We start from the raw sequence: 19,336 nt of genomic DNA, 5'->3' as shown, positions 1-19,336 counted from the left end.
GCCTGATCCTGATTTTTTATGGTATAACCCAGTATTACGCATGAGCACAATAGATTGGGTTGTATTATTTGGCACATTAATACTGATTGTAAGTTACGGGGTTTACAAATCTCGTGGTAGCAAGGATATCAATTCTTATTTAAAAGGAGAGAATAGCATGAAATGGTGGACCATTGGTTTGTCCATTATGGCTACACAGGCCTCGGCTATTACCTTTCTTTCCACTCCCGGGCAAGCCTATCAGGATGGAATGGGGTTTATCCAGTTTTATTTTGGTCTGCCCATTGCAATGGTGATTATCAGCATCTGGATTTTACCCATTTACTATAAGTTGAAAATTTACACTGCTTATGAATACTTGGAGGGGCGGTTTAATTTACAAACCCGGATTTTAGGTGCTTTTCTTTTTCTCATCCAAAGAGGTCTGGCAGCGGGTATTACCATTTATGCCCCGGCAATTATTTTATCATCCATATTAGGGTGGCCTCTCTTTTACACCAATTTAGTGATAGGAGTGCTGGTGATTATTTATACTGTTAGCGGTGGTACCAAGGCGGTGAGCCAAACACAAAAGCATCAAATGATCGTAATGATGGGGGGAATGATAGTGGCAGGAATATTTGTGGTAAAGCTACTACCGGATCATATTGGCTTTGTAGAGGCAACTAATTTGGCGGGCCATTTGGGCAAGCTGGATTTGATTAACACTGACGTGGATTTTGACAATAGGTATACCTTATGGACAGGCCTACTGGGAGGGCTTTTTGTTGCACTTTCTTATTTTGGGACAGATCAGTCTCAGGTAGCACGATATTTATCCGGGAAAACCTTAACAGAAAGCAGGTTAGGTTTAATGTTCAATGGTTTGCTTAAAATACCCATGCAATTTATCATTCTTTTCATTGGAGCCATGGTATTCGTATTTTACCAATTCAATCAGCCTCCGGTATTTTTTAATGAAGCAGCATTGGAATTAGTACATGCCGATCCGGTCAACAGTGACAAATATGAATCAATAGAAACTGCTTATTCCGATCTTTTTATACAGAAGAAAGAAAAGATGGAGTTATTGGCCATATCGGATCAGGATCATGAAATTGACCAATTGAAAACTGAGATCAAGACCATTCAGGGAAAAGAAGAAGTCTTACGTGATGAAGCTAAAGCAGTCATCAAAAGTGCCAATCCCAATATTGAAACTACAGATACAGATTACGTTTTCATTAGTTTTGTAATGAAATACTTACCGGCAGGGATTATTGGTTTGTTGCTGGCTGTTATATTCTCAGCAGCTATGTCTTCAACAGCATCAGAGCTAAATGCACTCGCTTCCACCACTATTATAGATATATATAAAAGAAATATCAAGAAGGACGGTAGCGAAAGACATTATTTAATAGCTTCTAAGTTATTTACTCTCTTTTGGGGACTGGTAGCGGTATTTTTCGCCACTTTTGCCGGACTTCTGGATAATTTAATTCAGGCAGTCAATATTTTGGGTTCTATCTTTTATGGTACCATTTTAGGAATATTCCTGGTCGGCTTTTTTCTAAAGTGGATCAAAGGGAATGCTGTATTTGTGGCAGCATTAATTGCACAGGCCATTGTTCTTTATTTTTACTTTTATACTGACCTTGCCTATTTGTGGTTCAATGTAATAGGTTGCGGAGCTGTTATGGCAATATCAGGCTTTATCCAACTGGTTAAAAATCAAAATTAATGAGGGGTAAAACATTTGGTGTTTTCGTTGTGTAGTTGTATTTTTCTTAATTATTTATAATTATGACAAGAAAAACCTCATTGTTAGTATATCTGGTATTGTTGGTAGGCAAGGCTCTGGGTCAGGATCCTGAATTATCAAAAATTTACATGGACCAGGCTGATCAGGTTTATGCTGAAGCCAAGGATGCTATTGAAATTGCCAAAGAGATCTATGTACAGGCAGTGGAAGCAGATACCAATAATGTGAGAGCCAACTATATGGCTGGCAGGCTTTATCTTGAAACTGTTAACCGCGACTATTCTACAAAATACTTCGAAAGAGTAGACAGACTCGATCCGAAATATAAATTCAATATTGACTATTTAATTGGCCGAGGCTATCAGTACGGACTGGAATTTGATGTTGCGTTGAAATATTTTGAAGCTTATAAAAAGCGATTATTAGCTAATAGAAGCTATCGTGGGAGGGATGTAACAAGTACTACAGATGTGAACGAGCGTATTCAGGAATGCAAGAATGGTATGGAAATTATCAATTCACCATCTCTTTATACCATAGAAAATGTTGGGGAAAACATTAATTCCGCCTGGCCTGATTATGCCCCGGTACTCAATGAAGATGAATCTGTGATGATATTTACTTCCAGAAGGCAGGAAGACAATACCAATGAAAATGTAGATAAAGACAATTTCTATTTTGAGGATATTTATATCTCTAAAAGAAAGGGGATTACATGGCAAAAGGCTCAAAATATTGGCACCAACATCAATACAGAGTATCACGATTCCAACCTATACCTCTCCAGAGACGGAAAAACCCTTTATATATATTCTGATGTGGGCAATGGAGATATATTTTATTCAGAAGAGAATGAAAACGGAGAATGGTCCAAGCCAAAACCTATACCGGGACGGATTAATTCAGCAGGGTTTTCCGAGCAGTCTGTCAATATTAGTGCCGATGGTGAATTTCTCTTATTTGCTTCTAACAGACCCGGGGGTTATGGTGGCTTTGATATTTATGGATGTTATAAGGAAGATGGGGAATGGAAGCGCCCCTTTAATATGGGGCCGGAAATCAATACAAAATATGATGAAGATGGCCCATATATGGCCGATGATGGCATTACTATCTATTTCAGTAGCAAAGGACACAAAGGATTTGGTGGGTTTGATGTGTTAAAAACAACATATGATGTAAAAACTGAAAAATGGCTTAAGCCGGAAAATTTGGGATATCCGGTTAATACAGTGGATGATGAAGTCTACTTTAATCCTACATCGGATGGTAAAAGAGGATATTTGGCTTCTGTGAGAGAAGAAGGCCAGGGTTTTACTGATATTTATATGGTAAAATATACCGGTAATTTAGGTGAAACAGCAAAATCGCGTATAGTTGAGTTGAAAAAGAAGGAAAATAACTTTATTGATGATGAAGATTTAAGAGTTAAAGAATTAATCGATTCTGTTCTCAATATATCTGCTTATCAAGTGTATTATGAAATCAATTCATCGGAAATATTGCCTGAATTTGAAAAGAAACTTTTGGATATGGCCAAATTTCTAAAAGGTCATCAAAATCTTGGTGTGCAGATATCTGCTTTTTCATCTTCTGATGGAAATCCTAAATACAACTTTGAGCTCTCCAACAAAAGGGCACAGGCTGTAATGGAATTCTTTAAGAAAAATGGAGTAGAAGAGGATCGGCTGGCTGCACGGGGATTTGGTATACTTACCGGCATGGAGAATAAAACCAGAAGAGCTGAGGTGAAAATTATGGATCTCTCCAAATTTGATGAATAAAAAAATCCCATTCTTACAGTAAAGTAAAAATGGGATTTTAAATATTTTTTTGCAGATGTTATTTCAAACCAGCAATCAAATCTTCATTTCTTTTGATGTATCCAAAATCACCACCTTCATAGGCCTTGGCCAACTCTATTGACTTTTCAGCAACCTTTTTGGCTTCCTTATTATTGCCAAGTTTGGCCAATATTTGAGCTTTCAAATATAAATGCCAAAACTGTTGGTCATTTTTTCCTTCAGCCAAATAGCTATTTACCCAAGCTAATGCTTGATTTAAATCTTTTCCGGTATTGAAATAATAATTTGCTGCAGAAATATAGTTGGAAGGATTTACCTTAGTGTTCTTTTCTATTTCAGCCATTACTATTTCGTCATAAGAAACCTCTACAGGTACTTTCAATGAGTAGTTCTCCCAAGCAAAATGAATGTTGGCCTGAGTGTTTTCTTTATTGATATCAGATATCTGGAAAGAAAGAGTCTCGACCGGCTTGCTTAACATTTCAGCCTTTATGGGGGCGGATAGAACCTCATTTTCAGCTTTAAAGGCACCTAAATTGCCACCCATAGATAAATCAGAGTACAATTTAAATTCCCACGTATCTTTACCGGGAGTCATTAAAATTAAATATTCACCTGCTTTCACTTCCTTACCGGCAATTTTAGCATCAGTGTTCAACTTCAATACAGAACCACTATTGGCACCTGCTCTCCACATTTCTCCAAAAGGTTGCAAGAAATCATCACCTTCTCCAAAGATAGCACGGCCTTTTACACTCGGTCTGAAATAACTGATAGTGATATCGGTTAATCCTACAGTAGTTTCTACTTTGGCTTTTGCAGATGGTTGTGGTGTGTTAATTTGGGCATTTACTACTTGAGAAGCCATTAAAAAGGCAAACAAGCCAGCAATCAAATATACTTTTTTCATAGTTTTTTAGTTTTGTTAAATAATGATTAGTATTTATTACAGGAGTAAATTTATAATTTTTTAATGACTTATTCTGCTAAAAGATTATCCATTTCTTTCTATAAAAGAGATGATGTCGTACAGATTGCCAAAGAACTGTTGGGTAAGAAAATTTGTACCCGAATTGATGGAGTATTAACTGCCGGAATAATTACAGAAACAGAAGCTTATTGTGGTGAGAATGATAAGGCGTGTCATGCATATGCAGGTAGGTTTACAAAACGAACTTCCACTATGTATAAAAAAGGAGGTACTGCATATGTGTACCTATGCTATGGAATTCATCATTTGTTCAACGTAGTGACAAATATTGATGGTAAAGCGGATGCGGTATTGATAAGGGCTATTGAACCTCTGGAAGGTATTAATTATATGACTGAAAGGAGAAAACAAAAAGGCCCGATCACTAAAATGACAGCCGGTCCGGGTAAGTTAACAAATGCGCTTGGTATCGGTCGATTCATGAATGAAGAAGACCTGGTGAGTAGTTCCAAAATCTGGATTGAAAAAACTGATCTTTTACTTACTGAGAAGGATATTATCATTGATAAAAGAATTGGTATCGACTATGCAGAAGAAGATGCTGAGCGAATGTGGCGATTTTATATCAAAGGAAATAAATCAGTAAGTAAATATTAAAGGGAAAGATTTTTTAATTAAATTGATCAAAAGATAATGATATGGATAGAATATTATGCCCCGTAGATTTTTCCGAATATTCTTTAAACGCATTGGAATATGCTGCTAATTTGTTACAAATAAAAAAAGGCTATATTACCCTTCTTTATATTTTCACTGAACATGAATTTTCCAAAGCGATCAAGGATAAAGATGATCCGGCAAGTTTTAACTCCATGAAAGAGCATGCTGCGCAGAAATTAAAAGTTTTGGCAGAAGAAACAGAGAATGCTTTTCAAGTTAAATGTGAATATAATATGGCAATCGGGGGAGTAGATAAAACCATTGCCAGCTATGCTGATAATAATGATTTTGATTACATAGTGATGGGAACTATGGGGAACGGCTACAATGAGAGCACCATTATAGGCAGCCGTACGATGCGTACAGTAAAAGAAAGCAAAACCCCTGTGATTACAGTTCCTATTCAAACCACCTTTAATGGATTAAAATCTGTAGTTTATGCCTCTGACTATTCTGAAAGTGATAAGTTGATCATGCAAAGGCTTGTGAGTTTTGTTTTTCCGTTCCACAGTCGAATCAGGTTTGTACATATCAGCCATTCAAAAAATGTAATGAGTGAAAATACCTATGAAGCTTTCAAAAGTGACCTCGATAGCTTTTTAGGCTATGATAGAGTGAGTTATTATTTGAAAGAGTATAAAAATGATATCAGCCATGGAATTGAGGAGTTTGTTAAGGAGCAACATGGTGATTTGCTTGTTTTGTTTAAGAGGAAAAGGAATTTTCTTGATAACCTGATCAGTTCCAGCGTTTCAAGGGAGATATCTTATTTAAGTTCTCATCCCGTGCTTATCTACAAAGAATAAATTCTCAAAAGGGAAGTTTCCGGAGGTGGATATGTTGAGGGATCTTTATCTGAAACAATTAATTTATTTTCTTATGTATTGAGTGTACTTGTACCAATTTCACGGAAAAAGGATAAAATAGTGGAAAAAGAATATATGGAATTTTAATGGCTCGTGGAGATTTTATTATACTAATCAAAGTATGTCGTTTTTTCATAAAATACTGATTATTAATGAATAATATGTTTGCATATATTGTATTACTTTAATACTTTTAACCCGTATTTGAAAGTGGAAGTGTTGTATAAACTCTACAGAAGACCGGTTTCAATTGTAAAATAAACATATATTTGTTCTCAATTTTTCACGTAAGTTTTACATATAATAGGGGTTGTCTGTTTTTATATTAACGAATATATTTAAGTTAAATGGCTCTTAAAGGCTTTTTAAACAATGAAAAATCTATTTATCATCTCATGTCTTTTACTGTTCACCAATGTTCTGCATAGTCAGAACATTCATGAAGCACGTATAATTGATTCTTTATCAAGCATTTATGATGATGTAGCTCCGGTTATTGCACCTGGAGGAGATATTCTTTACTTCACGAAAATGAATCATCAGGAAAATTCAGGAGGAGAAAGGGATTTAGGAGACATTTGGCAAAGCAAAAATATTGATGGGGAATGGTCAGTGCCTTCCAGAGTACCAGGACCACTTAATAACAGTTATTATAATGCTGTTATAGGTATAACATCTGATGGAACAATAATGTATGTTGTAGGAAACTACGAAAATCCCAGAAAAGGTGGGGTGTCATTTTCCCGTAAAATAGGTGAGGGTTGGAGTGAGCCAAAACCTATTGATATTCCTTATTTTAAGAATAAATCCGACCACTTATCAGGTAGTCTTTCAAAAGATGGTAAAATAATGGTGCTAAGCCTTGAAGGATTTGGTGGGCAGGGCAATGAAGATATTTATTATACATTCCGTAAAAAAGTAAATCAGTGGACAGAGTTGCGTAATCTGGGATCTGATATCAACACGGCTGCACAGGAATTAACTCCTTACCTGGCCAGCGATAATAAAACTTTGTTTTTCAGTTCCAATGGGCTTGGAGGAAAAGGGAGTCGTGATGTGTTTTATTCCAAAAGAGAAGATGCTACCTGGGCTAGCTGGACTAAGCCCCAGAATATTACTGAAATCAATACCGAAGGAGCAGACTGGTATTTCAAGTTAATTGCGGATACGGAGGATGCCATTTTGGTGAATACCGTCAATAGTGTGGGACTTGGAGATATATTGAAAGTGCAGAAACCTGCTGACATTGAATTGGAAAAGGAACTGGAAGAAAGCATGACGGCTTCCACAAAACCAATTGTACCTTACAAGCTTTCCACTGATACCAAAAATCCAGCAGTAAATAAAATTGAAGTGTATTTTGAAGTAAGAGATGGCTTTACGGGAAATTTATTGTCCCCTCAACTATTGGTGAAAGGTGTGAATGAAATGAAGAAAAGTTCATTTTCTGAAATGCTATTGGCCGCTGGTTCAAGCTATAAAACCAGGTTGTACAAAGATTCCATCTATACTGTTGATATTAACACTGATGGCTATTTAAATGAGGTAAGGACTATTAAGACAGATACTATTTCTGCTAATGACACTATATCTCTGGAGCTAATTAAATTAGAAAAAGGAACGACTATACAGCTAAAGAGTGTGCTTTTTAAGCGAGGCACATCGGAAATGCAGGAAAGTTCCTATGAAGAATTGGATAGAGTGGCGGCAATGCTGAAAAAAAATAAAAGTGTTGAAATAGAATTATCAGGCCATACCGATAATACAGGGAGCTCTAAATTGAATGTGAAATTATCACAGGAACGTTCAGATGTAATTAAGGAATATCTAATATCTCATGGAGTTGAGTCCAACAGGCTTAGCAGTAAGGGATATGGAGGCGCCCGACCTATTGCCAGTAATAAATCAGAAGCCACCCGAAGATTAAACAGAAGAGTTGAATTTACCATCACAAAGAATTAGAATCCCATACCAGATGGCAAAAGATGAGTTGACAGTAAGAGATCGTAAAGCAGCTAAGTTAAAACTATTGATACTGTCCTATACAAAGGAATTACTGCTCCAACAAAATTTCAGTGATATTCATGTAATGGATATTTGTAAAAAGGTGGGTATTTCCAAAGTCACTTTTTTCAGGTATTTCCCTCAAAAAGAGGATGTATTGCTCTACTGCCTGAGAGTGTGGGCATTTGAAACTTCCATTAAAATCAAGGACAAATCATTAGAAGGGCTGAAAGCTGTTAATTTTATTTTCGAGCGTTATGGAGAGCTTTGTGAAAAGTATAGCTCTATGATTCTTCATTTGATTAAATATCATGCAGTTACAGGAACTGTATTGAAACCAATTAGCATTAAAAAAGCAGAAAAGCTACTTCTGTATCCTAAAAATGAAAACATAAAGGATTTTGAAGTACTTGCTTTTGACCGCTTATTGGAAAAGCACTTATTAGAGGCTATTTTCAAGACCGAAATTACGAGAAGTTCTGATGTAAGCGACATGGTAAGAATGCTGCTCACCATTACCTATGGCTCAATTCTGGTGGCCAAAATGAAACAATTACCCGTTAAGGCTTTGCTTAAGAAAAATGTATCTGCGGTGATGGAAACATTTTAAAGTTCAACAGTTTCTGTTGATGTATCACTCATAAATATTCCCGGACTTTCTGTCTTTGCCAAACGGCAAAAATAACCACTAGATTGATGAAATAGGCAATCATGGAATGATGGGAGATTAATCGAACCCAAGTTATTACCTTCCTGTTTTTTTCTTTATTTTTGCAATAAATAACACAATATGGAAATTACTAAATTTTTAAAACATAATTACAGACATTTTAATGCAGCCGCTTTAATAGACGCAGCAGAGGCATATAAGGCTCACGTGGAATCAGGAAAGAAAATGATGATAACGTTGGCTGGTGCTATGTCCACTGCAGAGTTGGGTATTTCAGTAGCCGAAATGATCAGGAAGGATAAAGTCCAGATTATCAGCTGTACAGGAGCCAACCTTGAAGAAGATTTGATGAATCTTGTGGCACATTCACACTATAGAAGAGTTCCTAATTACAGGGATTTAACTCCTGAGCAGGAATGGGAACTTTTGGAAAAAGGATTAAACCGTGTGACTGATACCTGCATACCTGAAGAAGAAGCTTTCAGGCGTTTACAAAAACATGTTTTTCAAATATGGAAAGATGCTGAAGATAAAGGAGAAAGATATTTCCCGCATGAATTCATGTATAAAATGATTCAATCGGGTGTATTAGAACAATATTACGAAATTGATCCTAAAGACAGCTGGATGTTGGCCGCAGCTGAAAAAAACCTACCAATGGTTGTGCCTGGTTGGGAAGATAGTACCATGGGTAATATTTTTGCCAGTTACTGTGTAAAAGGAGAATTAAAGCCTTCTACTATGAAATCAGGTATTGAATACATGACTTTCCTTGCTGATTGGTACAAAAAAAATGCAGGAACAGACGGAGTAGGCTTTTTTCAAATAGGAGGGGGCATTGCAGGAGATTTTCCTATTTGTGTGGTACCGATGCTGTATCAGGATTTAGAGTACACTGATGTTCCTTTCTGGAGCTATTTCTGCCAGATATCTGATTCTACTACCAGTTATGGCTCGTATTCAGGCGCTGTGCCAAACGAGAAAATTACCTGGGGTAAACTGGATATTAAAACACCAAAGTTTATTGTAGAGTCCGATGCTACTATTGTGGCGCCATTGATGTTTGCTATTATTTTGGAGAAATAATAACCTTTCAAAGGTAAATATCTGTGGATTGATTAAGCACCGAAGTGAGAGTAACTTCGGTGCTTTTTTATTTTATAACCATTATACAGTCTTCGTGGTTAGAAACCGAACTTCAAAGAAAATCTTCGCCTATCCTTAGAGTCCTGCGGAACTCTACGGATTTTCAATAATTGAGAGTTTTTGACTCGAGTTTTTTGTATAACTTATAATGAAGTACGCATCAATACTACTCCTAGGAATTATTGGTTGATCCCTATTGTCCGCTAATGAACAAGTAGCTGTTCAGAACCGGAACGAAAAACTATTCTATTGGGCTCAAACAGGCTCAAATAGTATTGGAACAGTTTTTGGGTTTGGAACCTAAAAAAAATTCTATGAGTTTCTTTATCAGTTTTATATTGTGGTGTGTGTTGTTTGTTCTTTGCTGGCCATTAGCCATTATTCTAATTTTATTATATCCATTTATTTGGCTATTGGCACTGCCTTTTCGCCTTTTGGGCTTTGCTATCAACTTCTCATTCTCTTTAATAGAGTCGATCTTGATGTTCCCTTTCAGGATGATGAGAAGATAATTTACCGGGATTATCTATTTACAATCGTTTAGCACCATTTTGGCTCATTAGTTTTTATTTTAGCTGCCAAGCTGTTAACATTGTCAGGCAAAAATTGCGGCAATGAGCAAAAGTTTTAAAAAATCCATCGAAATAAAGGAAACCGATTATGATCAAATGGGCCATGTAAACAATGTGGTTTATTTGCAATGGGTACAGGATATTGCTGAAGCTCATTGGCATCATTTATCAGGTTCTATACAATTATCTGATTATCTTTGGGTGGCCATACGGCATGAAATCGATTATTTAAAGGAAATAAAGCCCGGAGAACAGATTATGGCTGAAACTTATGTAAAAAAGATGGAGGGTGTAAAATCCGAACGTTGGACAATTATATCAACAAAGGAGTCAGGACAAATAAAAGCAAGAGCAAAAACTATCTGGTGTTTACTGGATGCCAACAGCAAAAGACCAAAGCGTATTCCTCATGACCTGAAAGAGTTGTTTCTGTGATATGTTCCTTTATTATTTACTGTTGCTTAATCTGATTCAGTCATTAATACGCACTTTTGTTTAAATGATATTAAAGAATTGAAACAATTCCATTGCATGAATGGTAATCTTAATGGATAACAATAAACCTACACAATAAATATGATTGCGATACTTTCTCCTGCTAAAAGCCTTGACTTTGAAAAACGGTTCGATTTAGCTTCTTCTAATGTCAGATTCAAAAAAGAAATCAACACTTTAATTGGGGTATTGAAAGAGAAATCAACTCAGGAAGTGCAGGAATTGATGAGTATTAGTGAAAAATTGGCGCAGTTGAATGTAGAAAGGTATGATAATTTTAAAAAAAGCACGCCCAAACATGCAAAACAAGCCGCTTTGGCTTTTCAGGGAGACGTTTACCAGGGAATGCATGCAGAGGATTTCTCAGAAAGAGAGCATGAGTTTGCCCAAAAGCATATTCGCATCTTGTCCGGCCTGTATGGAATTTTAAGACCGATGGACCTTATTCAGCCTTACCGACTTGAAATGGGAACCCAATTGAAAGTAGGTGAGCATTCTTCCTTGTACAGTTTCTGGGGCGATAAAGTAATGAATGAATTGAAAAAGGATTTGAAAGCCCAGGGCGATAAGGTGTTAATCAATCTTGCGTCCAATGAATATTTCAAAGTAATCAACAGGCCAGGCTTAAGGAAGCAGCTTCAGGTCATTGATGTTGAGTTCAAGGATTTGAAAAATGATCAGTACAAGATCATTTCTTTTTTTGCAAAGAAAGCCCGCGGACTCATGGCAAGGTATATAGTGAAAAATGAATTATCCAAAGTGGAAGATCTAAAGGCCTTTGATTATGAGGGTTATATGTATGATGAAAAAGATTCTAGCCCCACCAAACTGGCTTTCAAAAGAGGTGGATAAACAGTGAGTCAGTTGGCATGTTTCATTTTTCTGTCCTAAATATGAAATTGCAAGGATTCCTTTCCCTGTAAGAGAAAACCGGTCTAATTACTTTTAATCAGGAACTTTGATGTAATTACCATAGTATTAAAAAAATACAAAAATCATAAATCCAAAAAGATTGTACTGTTATAACCTCATTATCAATTAATTAATACTTTTAGGGACTGTCTGTTAGTCGACTAAACAGTAATATATCGAGTGTTTTAAAAATTTTAATGTAAGTTTTGCTTGTTTTATGAATAATTTTATTGTTAAATTAACGCTTAAATAAACAAACTGTAAAGCATTGATAATAAGTTTGTTTAATAAATTTAAAGAACTATTATAAATCAAATCTATAATAGCATTATTTTAATAATAGGTGTTTGTGAGAAAAGTATTTTTTAATTCAGTGGTGTTGGTATTGCTCAGTGCAGTTGTTCTATATACAATTCAGGAACTCAGTAGTGAATCTATCAATTTAAAATACCCGGAAAGTGAAGTGCTTTTTGCGGGTTTATCAATTCCTGCCCCTAATGGCTCCAGTGAAGTCTTTAAAAATTTCACTTTGTGTACCCTTTCTTTCGGACTAGTAGGTGTCATATTGGGGATGCTCAATTTTAGTTATAAAAATATAAAGAAGTATAACTTCTTCCTCGAAAGGAAATTTAATAGCAAGGCTTATATTTTGGAAGAAAAACAGGAACAACTCATTGCCCAAAATCAGGCATATAAAGAAGCATTGTTTTTGATCAAAGAACAAAATGAAGAAATAGAAACTGCGCAGCAGGATTTGCTACTTAAGAATAAAGAGCTTCAGGAGGCCCTGGAGGAAATTCAGTCGCAAAATGAATTGATTGATCGTGAGCGTACCAAATTGCATCAGGCCAAAGGGATTATCCAGACCCAAAACACCAAACTCCTCAACATTGCCCGAAGTCTTGACCAGCAAGTACAGGAAAGGACTGAGGAATTATCCGTGTCCAACAATTTGCTGCTTGAGAAAAATAAGGAATTGGATGATTTTATTTATAAATCTGCTCATGACCTCCGAGGGCCTATTGCCAGGTTTAAAGGACTCAGTCATTTAATTAATATAGAATATAAAGTAGGAAATGATATTTCTGATCATTTGAAACACCTGGAGCAGTCGGCCAATCAAATGGATTCTATGCTAAAACGTTTAAGCAATGTGTATGAGATAAGTGCCAGACCTATATCTCTTCAGAAAATGACCATTGATGATGTGCTCATATCCGTATTTGAAAGATTAAAAGGAGAGGAATCCTATCATCATATTGATATCCAGGTCAATAATGAAGTGCAGGAATCTATGATGATTGACCCTACTTTACTCCATTTGATATTCAAAAACCTTATTGGTAATTCCATTAGGTTTTATGATCCTTTGAAACTCAAGAAATGGATTAAAATAGATATTCAACTGGAAGATAAGCAGTTGAAAATAAATGTGGTTGACAATGGTATTGGGATTAAAAAGGATCAACAAAAAAATATTTTTGATCTGTTTTTCGTAGGATCTGAATTGCCTAAAGGGCCTGGCTTAGGGCTTTATATCTGTAAAATAATCACTAAGAAGCTCAATGGGAATATCTCTCTAAAATACTCCAATTCAGAGAAAGAAACCTCCTTTGAAGCTACCATTCCATTATAGTTGGGGAAACTCTTCAAACATAATTGTGTTTAAATCAGTCAGAACGATTGTCTAAAGACCCCAAGCAAAGCCCAGTGCCGACCTTTGGTCTGACCTAAATGCAAGTAGATGGCTTTTACTATTATTATCTCCGGTGATGTTTGGTTCACCAATACTACCATCTGATATAAGAACCTGATCGTGATATTTCAGATCAACGAGCTCCCACTCCATCGGTGAGGGCTGGGGTGAGGCTAATTAGAATGGTTATTGCGAATCCGCCTATTCTATATTCAATAGCACTTATAAACGAAAATGCCATGAAGCAAACTTTTAAATGCTAATAGAACCTTTCAGTTTACAAATGAATTCTTAACCAACAAGTAGGCTCCCCAGGAATTCCATTTGTACTTAATAACATGCTCGCAATAACCAATGGAAGCAGACCTTTGGTTGATATTTAAGATCTTAGCTGTTATAACTTCCTTAAACGAGCTCCCTCTCCTTTGCTTGTCCCGGCCTAACCGGGAGAGAGGGCTGAGGTGAGGCTTTACACGCGGATTAACACTATCGCCCTGAAAGAATCTAATAAACTGGGTAAAATTAAAACAATTCTTCCCAAACAGCTTTGATAAAAGCTGTTTTAGGCACTGAATTCATAATCTTCAAATCCTGCCAGAGATTTGTTTCCTCATCCAAAAATCTGAATAGTAAGGTCAACTCATTCTTTTCATACAAAGCCCGAAACACTTCATGTCCGGAAGCCTTCCCTGTAGAAAGTACATTAATCAGCACTTCATCGTAAAACCTAAACCTGGCATTTGAAGCAATGGAGAAATCATCTTTGCCCAATTGGAGATTACTGACAATCTTTTGGACATGCCTGATGTTCCTGACAAACGAATAGCCCGTACTAGGTTTTACAGTTCCGGCCAATGTCCCAATAGGTATGATATTCCCCTCCCTTTTTAAGGCTAAAGTATTGGTCATGGGTATTTTATTGTATTCTTCCTCAATAATTTCGTAGCCTTCAATTTGAAGATAATTGTTGATATACTGTTTCAATTCAGCCTCATAAGCTTCTTTTTCCCACAGTTCTGCTGAGAATAATGTATATTCAACCAGGGCCTCAGTGGGCGATTCAGGAAGTATGTAAGCAAAAGACAAACCATTAGGGACTTCCGGTACCCGCATATCCATATAAGTGATTTTATCCGCCTCAAAATATCTATCCGGTGTTTTGATTTTCCACCCCAGGAAATGTTGCCAAATAAAACGCCCTTTTGAGCGGTTCATGTGGGAGAGATCCTCATTCAGGAAATAACCCTTGAAAAAATATTCTTTAAAATGATAAGTTTTGGAAGGAGTGGATACCTCCTGTCTTTTGGCGTCTTCAGAAATGATTTTATCCGATACAATAGTGATATGATCAGACTTTTTTATTTTATTTAAGATAAAATCATAATAATGAATCCCTTCTATTTTATAGTATTTAAAGGGGGGAAGGCGTTCTGATTTTTCGAAATTATCACCCTGTATTTTGGCAAAATTCCATTCGTTTGAAATAGGTAATTCAGTTAACCAAGGTTCATTTTTAGCCCAAAAACACCATGTTCTATCATTTTTAGTTTTGGAATCAGGTTCAATAAGTAAGAGGCTTTTACTGGAAAGCAGACCGGATTCCAGCAGTTTCCAACTTAATGTGAGACCAGCCAGGCCTGCTCCACCAATGATATAATCGTAAACAGGTTCAGTTTTTTCTTCCAATGGAATGAATTATTTTAAGTAATTAATGCTTTAAAGATCAATGAAATTTGTCAAATTATTCAGCTCAATCAGCATTAAAATCAATGAAAGGACAATATTGTTATCAAATTATATTGTTTATTTAGGCTGATTGTTTGGGTGTTATAACAAATATTCATTATTTGCATTTAATTAAAGTTATCAACTATTTAGAAAATTTCAGGCATTGGGAACCAAAAAATTAATTCTACTTATTGTAATCCTGGGTATTACTACATTTAGTGTGGCATTTTACACCACCAATGAGGCCGTATTCATCCATTCCGCAGATGAAGATTCTTTTGATCATTTGAGTTTCCTGAATTTGAATATTATTTCCCCGGCACCAAAAATGGATACCGCTGCCAGTATTGAGGAATTTGATGCCCGTGTTGATAAATTCCTGAACCGGTGGGATATAAAAGGAGCCTCAGTAGCGGTAATGAAGGACAACCGCTTGATTTATGCCAAAGGATACGGCTATGCCAATTTGGAAGAAGGAAAAAAAGTTAATAACAAAAGCTTGTTTAGAATTGCCAGTGCCTCCAAATTGGTGACGGCCATTGGAATTATGAAGCTAAAAGATGATGGTCTTCTGGATCTGAATGAAAAAGTGTTTGGCGAGAATGGTATTTTAAGTGATTACCGTGAGATGAAGGATGAAAATCATTTGCAAATTACGGTAGGGGATTTATTGAACCATCATGGTGGATGGAGCTGGAGGGATGGAGATTTTATGTTTCAATCCTTAAAAATCAAACGTATTATGGAACTGCCGGGGCCACCATCATCTGATGACATCATCAATTTTGTTTTAAAACATAGAAGGTTACGTTACAAACCAGGTACTCAATACGCCTACTCAAATTTTGGCTACATGCTATTGGGAAAAATAATTGAGTATAAAAGTGGTGTTGACTATGAAAAATATATTAATCAAACCATCCTGGAGCCCAATGGAATTTTTGGTATGAGAATTGCAGGAAACTACGAATGGGAAAGAATGCCTTTTGAAGTACATTATTATAATTATCCAACAGCCTATCAGCACATTTCTTTTGATGGAAGTTATGAAGCATGTCACAAACCCTATGGTGGAAGTGACATTACAACTTTAGGGGCTGCAGGTGGTTGGATAGCCAATGCTTCGCAAATGGCCAAATTAGTCTCATTGGTGGATCCGAAAAATCCATATTACAATATACTTACAAAAGAAAGTATTTATGAAATGACAGGAGCTGAAAAAGATACAGATGCTTTTGGGTGGAAAGGCACTAAAGGAGAAAACTGGTGGAGAACCGGAACTTTAGCTGGCACATCTTGTTTTATCTACAGAAAAGCAAATGGGTATACATATTCTGTATTGCTGAATTCAAGTGTTTGGATGGGGGCAGGTTTCAATAAATATATCAAATGGATGATGGATGATGCCATCGAACACTTTGAAGGAAGGGAGTTTAAAAACTATTTCTGGGAAAACAGACCTGAAAGCATTATTTTACCCCTTTCTTCCTGATTTTCACCTTTTGTAAAAAAAATCAATATATTAGATTCCCTTTTCGTTTTATCGTTATTGAAAATTAAAAAACTTATTATATATGTTAAGATACATTTTTATAGCACTCTTTTTTGTCATCAATACGGAAGCCTTTGCTTTCCAGGCAGAAGAGGTCAAACTTTCGCCTACGGAAGAACAATCCATGGAGGCGCGTCTTGTTGCTGGTCTATTGAGTCAGTACCATTACAAAAACATCGCAATAGATGATGAGCTCTCAAGCATTATTTATGATTCCTATCTGGAAACACTGGATGCCAACAAACACTATTTCCTGAAAGAGGATATAGAAGATTTGGAACGCTATAGAGATCGTCTGGACGACCATATCAAATTAGGCTATTTACTTCCTGCCTATGAAATCTTTAATTTGTTCAGTCAAAGATTTCAGGAAAGGATGAATTTTATTGAGAATGAACTTTCCTATGAATTTAACTTCAACGTTGACGAATCCATTGTTATTGATCCTGACTCTATTCAATGGGCTGAAAGTAAGGCCGAGCTGAATGACAGATGGAGAAAACTGGTGAAAAGTCAGGCCCTGGATTTAAAATTGGCCGATAAAGCCGATACAGCAATTACTCGTTTAATTAAAGAAAGATACGAACGGTTAGATGAAACAATAAGTAAGTATGAATCAAGAGATGTATTTCAATTGTACATGAATACTTTTGCAGAAAGTTTTGATCCTCATACCAGCTATTTTTCCCCGGCCACTTCAGAGAATTTTAAAATCAGAATGAGCCAGTCATTGGAAGGAATTGGTGCTACATTGACCACACAATCAGACTACACACGTGTGGCATCTGTTGTTCCGGGAGGACCTGCCTTTGAATCCAAGCTTATTAATACAGATGATAAAATTGTAGCTGTTGCCCAGGGAATGGAAGGTGAATTTGTGAATGTAGTAGGCTGGAGACTTGATGATGTAGTACAATTGATCCGTGGGCCCAAAGATTCGAAAGTGCGTTTGATGATTATTCCTGCCGGGAAAAATGCAGCTACCACTCCACCAACGGAAATTATGATTGTAAGGGATAAAATCAAACTGGACGATCAGGTGCCATACAGTGAAGTAAAGGAAATTTACCGTGAAGGCAACAAGTATAATATTGGTATCATCACCATTCCTTCTTTCTACCTGGATTTTGAAGCTATGAGAAATGGGGAGGAATATGGTAGTACTACAGGTGATGTCAAAAAGATAATTGCCGAATTAAAAGAAAAAGAGGTAGATGGCATAGTAGTTGATTTACGATCAAATGGTGGTGGGTCTTTACAGGAAGCCATTGATTTAAGTGGGTTGTTTATCAAAGAAGGCCCCATCGTACAGATCAGAGATGCTGATGGCAGCATAGAAGTAGGAGCTGATAAAGATCCTGAAATCGTTTATGACGGGCCGTTGACTGTGTTGACCAACAGGTTTAGCGCATCTGCTTCCGAGATTTTCTCAGGTGCCATTCAGGACTATAAGAGGGGAGTAGTAATTGGTGAAAATACTTTTGGAAAAGGTACTGTACAAAACCTGATTTCATTAAACCAGTTTGTGCCTAAAGTAAAAAGTGATCTAGGGCAGGTAAAGCTGACGCTGGCAAAATACTATCGTGTGAATGGTTCCAGTACACAGCATAAAGGAGTGAAACCGGATATCAAAATGCCTTCCCCTTATAATGCGAAGAATTTCGGAGAGAGTTCTTACGAAAGAGCCATTGAGTGGGATCAAATTGAAACTTCTGATTTTGAGAAGACCAATTACTTAAATGAGCAGGTAATCGCTAAGCTTAATGAAAAACATGAATTCAGGTTAAACAATCTTGAGTATCTGAAAAGTCTTAAGCAGGATGTGGATGAAGCCATCATGGACCAGGAAAGGGCCTCCATAAGCCTGAATATGGAGAAACGAAAAGCTGAAAACGAAGCAGCTCTGGAAAGAAGAAATGCAGCCAATAAATTGAATGAAAAGATTTCTGCTGATCCGGATATTAAAAACAAAGTAAACACTGACGGGGAAATCAAAGATCCGTACTTAAGAGAAGGTATTGTAGTATTAGCTGACTTAATTGCCCTCGGAATAGGATAATCAGCTTGTTATTAAAAATTAAAAAAGGCCTTGATTAGAGCAATCTATTCAGGGCTTTTTTGTTGATAGCTCACCAAAACTTGTAAGTACGGCTTCAGATAGTCTACTGACTCCCAGGCAAAGTCCGGTGCTGACCTGCGGTCTGACCTAAATACACTTAGCGGGCTTTCACTGTCACTATCTCCCGTGGTGCGTGGCCCACGCACCACCACTATACCAATACAAGAACTCAGTTGTTATATTTTAGAAAGTTAAAATTAGAACGTCCTTGCGAGCGTAGACCTCTGTCAATCCGCGCCCGTTCACCCTCTCTGTATCTCACAAGAGAGCAGGAAAGCCTAAAGCAGGAGTTGATAGAGTTTGCTGTGCTTTTTCCTGTCTTGAATAGTGTAGCAATACATTTCTCCTTATATTTAAATGATTCATAAATTATATTACT

14 protein-coding genes are annotated in these 19,336 nt (G+C 36.6%); 12 read left to right on the top strand and 2 right to left on the bottom strand.

Features of this window, described 5'->3' with window-relative positions; all coding sequences use genetic code 11:
* The first annotated feature begins 40 nt into the window (after positions 1–40).
* Positions 41–1,720: a sodium:solute symporter gene (locus tag JKA74_RS05145; protein WP_201430076.1), complete on the top strand. Its 1,680-nt coding sequence runs from the start codon at positions 41–43 to the stop codon at positions 1,718–1,720.
* A 62-nt stretch (positions 1,721–1,782) separates the two neighbouring features.
* Positions 1,783–3,525, top strand: coding sequence for an OmpA family protein (locus JKA74_RS05140; protein WP_201430075.1), 1,743 nt, complete (start codon positions 1,783–1,785; stop codon positions 3,523–3,525).
* Positions 3,526–3,583: 58 nt separating this feature from the next.
* Here the strand turns inward: JKA74_RS05140 and JKA74_RS05135 are convergent, their stop codons facing one another.
* On the bottom strand, positions 3,584–4,456 hold the full coding sequence (locus JKA74_RS05135) for a DUF2911 domain-containing protein (RefSeq protein ID WP_201430074.1): 873 nt from the start codon (positions 4,454–4,456) through the stop codon (positions 3,584–3,586).
* A 63-nt stretch (positions 4,457–4,519) separates the two neighbouring features.
* Here JKA74_RS05135 and JKA74_RS05130 point away from each other — a divergent pair, with 63 nt between their 5' ends.
* The 8 genes from JKA74_RS05130 to JKA74_RS20945 all read left to right on the top strand — a co-directional run bounded on the left by JKA74_RS05130 (position 4,520) and on the right by JKA74_RS20945 (position 13,498).
* Positions 4,520–5,134 carry a DNA-3-methyladenine glycosylase gene (locus tag JKA74_RS05130; RefSeq protein WP_201430073.1) on the top strand — a complete coding sequence of 205 codons (615 nt, stop codon included), beginning with the start codon at positions 4,520–4,522 and terminating at the stop codon, positions 5,132–5,134.
* 41 nt (positions 5,135–5,175) lie between these two features.
* Positions 5,176–6,003: a universal stress protein gene (locus JKA74_RS05125; protein ID WP_201430072.1), complete on the top strand. Its 828-nt coding sequence runs from the start codon at positions 5,176–5,178 to the stop codon at positions 6,001–6,003.
* A 432-nt stretch (positions 6,004–6,435) separates the two neighbouring features.
* On the top strand, positions 6,436–8,025 hold the full coding sequence (locus tag JKA74_RS05120) for an OmpA family protein (RefSeq protein ID WP_201430071.1): 1,590 nt from the start codon (positions 6,436–6,438) through the stop codon (positions 8,023–8,025).
* A 13-nt stretch (positions 8,026–8,038) separates the two neighbouring features.
* Positions 8,039–8,677 carry a TetR/AcrR family transcriptional regulator gene (locus tag JKA74_RS05115; protein WP_201430070.1) on the top strand — a complete coding sequence of 213 codons (639 nt, stop codon included), beginning with the start codon at positions 8,039–8,041 and terminating at the stop codon, positions 8,675–8,677.
* A 180-nt stretch (positions 8,678–8,857) separates the two neighbouring features.
* The gene (locus JKA74_RS05110) at positions 8,858–9,823 is read left to right on the top strand and encodes a deoxyhypusine synthase family protein (protein WP_201430069.1); all 966 of its coding nucleotides are present in this window, start codon (positions 8,858–8,860) and stop codon (positions 9,821–9,823) included.
* Between the two features lie 674 nt (positions 9,824–10,497).
* Positions 10,498–10,890: an acyl-CoA thioesterase gene (locus tag JKA74_RS05105; RefSeq protein ID WP_201430068.1), complete on the top strand. Its 393-nt coding sequence runs from the start codon at positions 10,498–10,500 to the stop codon at positions 10,888–10,890.
* 141 nt (positions 10,891–11,031) lie between these two features.
* Positions 11,032–11,802: a peroxide stress protein YaaA gene (yaaA, locus tag JKA74_RS05100; RefSeq protein ID WP_201430067.1), complete on the top strand. Its 771-nt coding sequence runs from the start codon at positions 11,032–11,034 to the stop codon at positions 11,800–11,802.
* A gap of 409 nt (positions 11,803–12,211) precedes the next feature.
* Positions 12,212–13,498: a sensor histidine kinase gene (locus JKA74_RS20945; protein ID WP_201430066.1), complete on the top strand. Its 1,287-nt coding sequence runs from the start codon at positions 12,212–12,214 to the stop codon at positions 13,496–13,498.
* A 582-nt stretch (positions 13,499–14,080) separates the two neighbouring features.
* Here the strand turns inward: JKA74_RS20945 and JKA74_RS05090 are convergent.
* A complete protein-coding gene (locus JKA74_RS05090) occupies positions 14,081–15,244 on the bottom strand; it encodes a lycopene cyclase family protein (RefSeq protein ID WP_201430065.1) in 1,164 nt (387 codons plus the stop codon).
* A 205-nt stretch (positions 15,245–15,449) separates the two neighbouring features.
* Here JKA74_RS05090 and JKA74_RS05085 point away from each other — a divergent pair, with 205 nt between their 5' ends.
* Complete coding sequence (locus JKA74_RS05085; RefSeq protein WP_201430064.1) at positions 15,450–16,778, top strand: serine hydrolase domain-containing protein; 1,329 nt, start codon at positions 15,450–15,452, stop codon at positions 16,776–16,778.
* An 82-nt stretch (positions 16,779–16,860) separates the two neighbouring features.
* Positions 16,861–18,897: a carboxy terminal-processing peptidase gene (locus tag JKA74_RS05080; RefSeq protein WP_201430063.1), complete on the top strand. Its 2,037-nt coding sequence runs from the start codon at positions 16,861–16,863 to the stop codon at positions 18,895–18,897.
* The last annotated feature ends 439 nt before the right edge of the window (positions 18,898–19,336 follow it).

The organism is Marivirga aurantiaca (genome assembly GCF_016679925.1).
Classification (GTDB): domain Bacteria; phylum Bacteroidota; class Bacteroidia; order Cytophagales; family Cyclobacteriaceae; genus Marivirga; species Marivirga aurantiaca.
Note: the sequence above shows the minus strand (reverse complement) of the source record. Positions and strands in the feature narration are given on the sequence as shown.

Coding starts and splice junctions, on each gene's coding strand:
- JKA74_RS05105 (WP_201430068.1), top strand. CDS start 10,498: ATGAGCAAAAGTTTTAAAAAATCCATCGAAATAAAGGAAACCGATTAT.
- JKA74_RS05140 (WP_201430075.1), top strand. CDS start 1,783: ATGACAAGAAAAACCTCATTGTTAGTATATCTGGTATTGTTGGTAGGC.
- JKA74_RS05145 (WP_201430076.1), top strand. CDS start 41: ATGAGCACAATAGATTGGGTTGTATTATTTGGCACATTAATACTGATT.
- JKA74_RS05125 (WP_201430072.1), top strand. CDS start 5,176: ATGGATAGAATATTATGCCCCGTAGATTTTTCCGAATATTCTTTAAAC.
- JKA74_RS05120 (WP_201430071.1), top strand. CDS start 6,436: ATGAAAAATCTATTTATCATCTCATGTCTTTTACTGTTCACCAATGTT.
- JKA74_RS05110 (WP_201430069.1), top strand. CDS start 8,858: ATGGAAATTACTAAATTTTTAAAACATAATTACAGACATTTTAATGCA.
- JKA74_RS05115 (WP_201430070.1), top strand. CDS start 8,039: ATGGCAAAAGATGAGTTGACAGTAAGAGATCGTAAAGCAGCTAAGTTA.
- JKA74_RS05135 (WP_201430074.1), bottom strand. CDS start 4,456: ATGAAAAAAGTATATTTGATTGCTGGCTTGTTTGCCTTTTTAATGGCT.
- JKA74_RS05130 (WP_201430073.1), top strand. CDS start 4,520: ATGACTTATTCTGCTAAAAGATTATCCATTTCTTTCTATAAAAGAGAT.
- JKA74_RS05080 (WP_201430063.1), top strand. CDS start 16,861: ATGTTAAGATACATTTTTATAGCACTCTTTTTTGTCATCAATACGGAA.
- yaaA (WP_201430067.1), top strand. CDS start 11,032: ATGATTGCGATACTTTCTCCTGCTAAAAGCCTTGACTTTGAAAAACGG.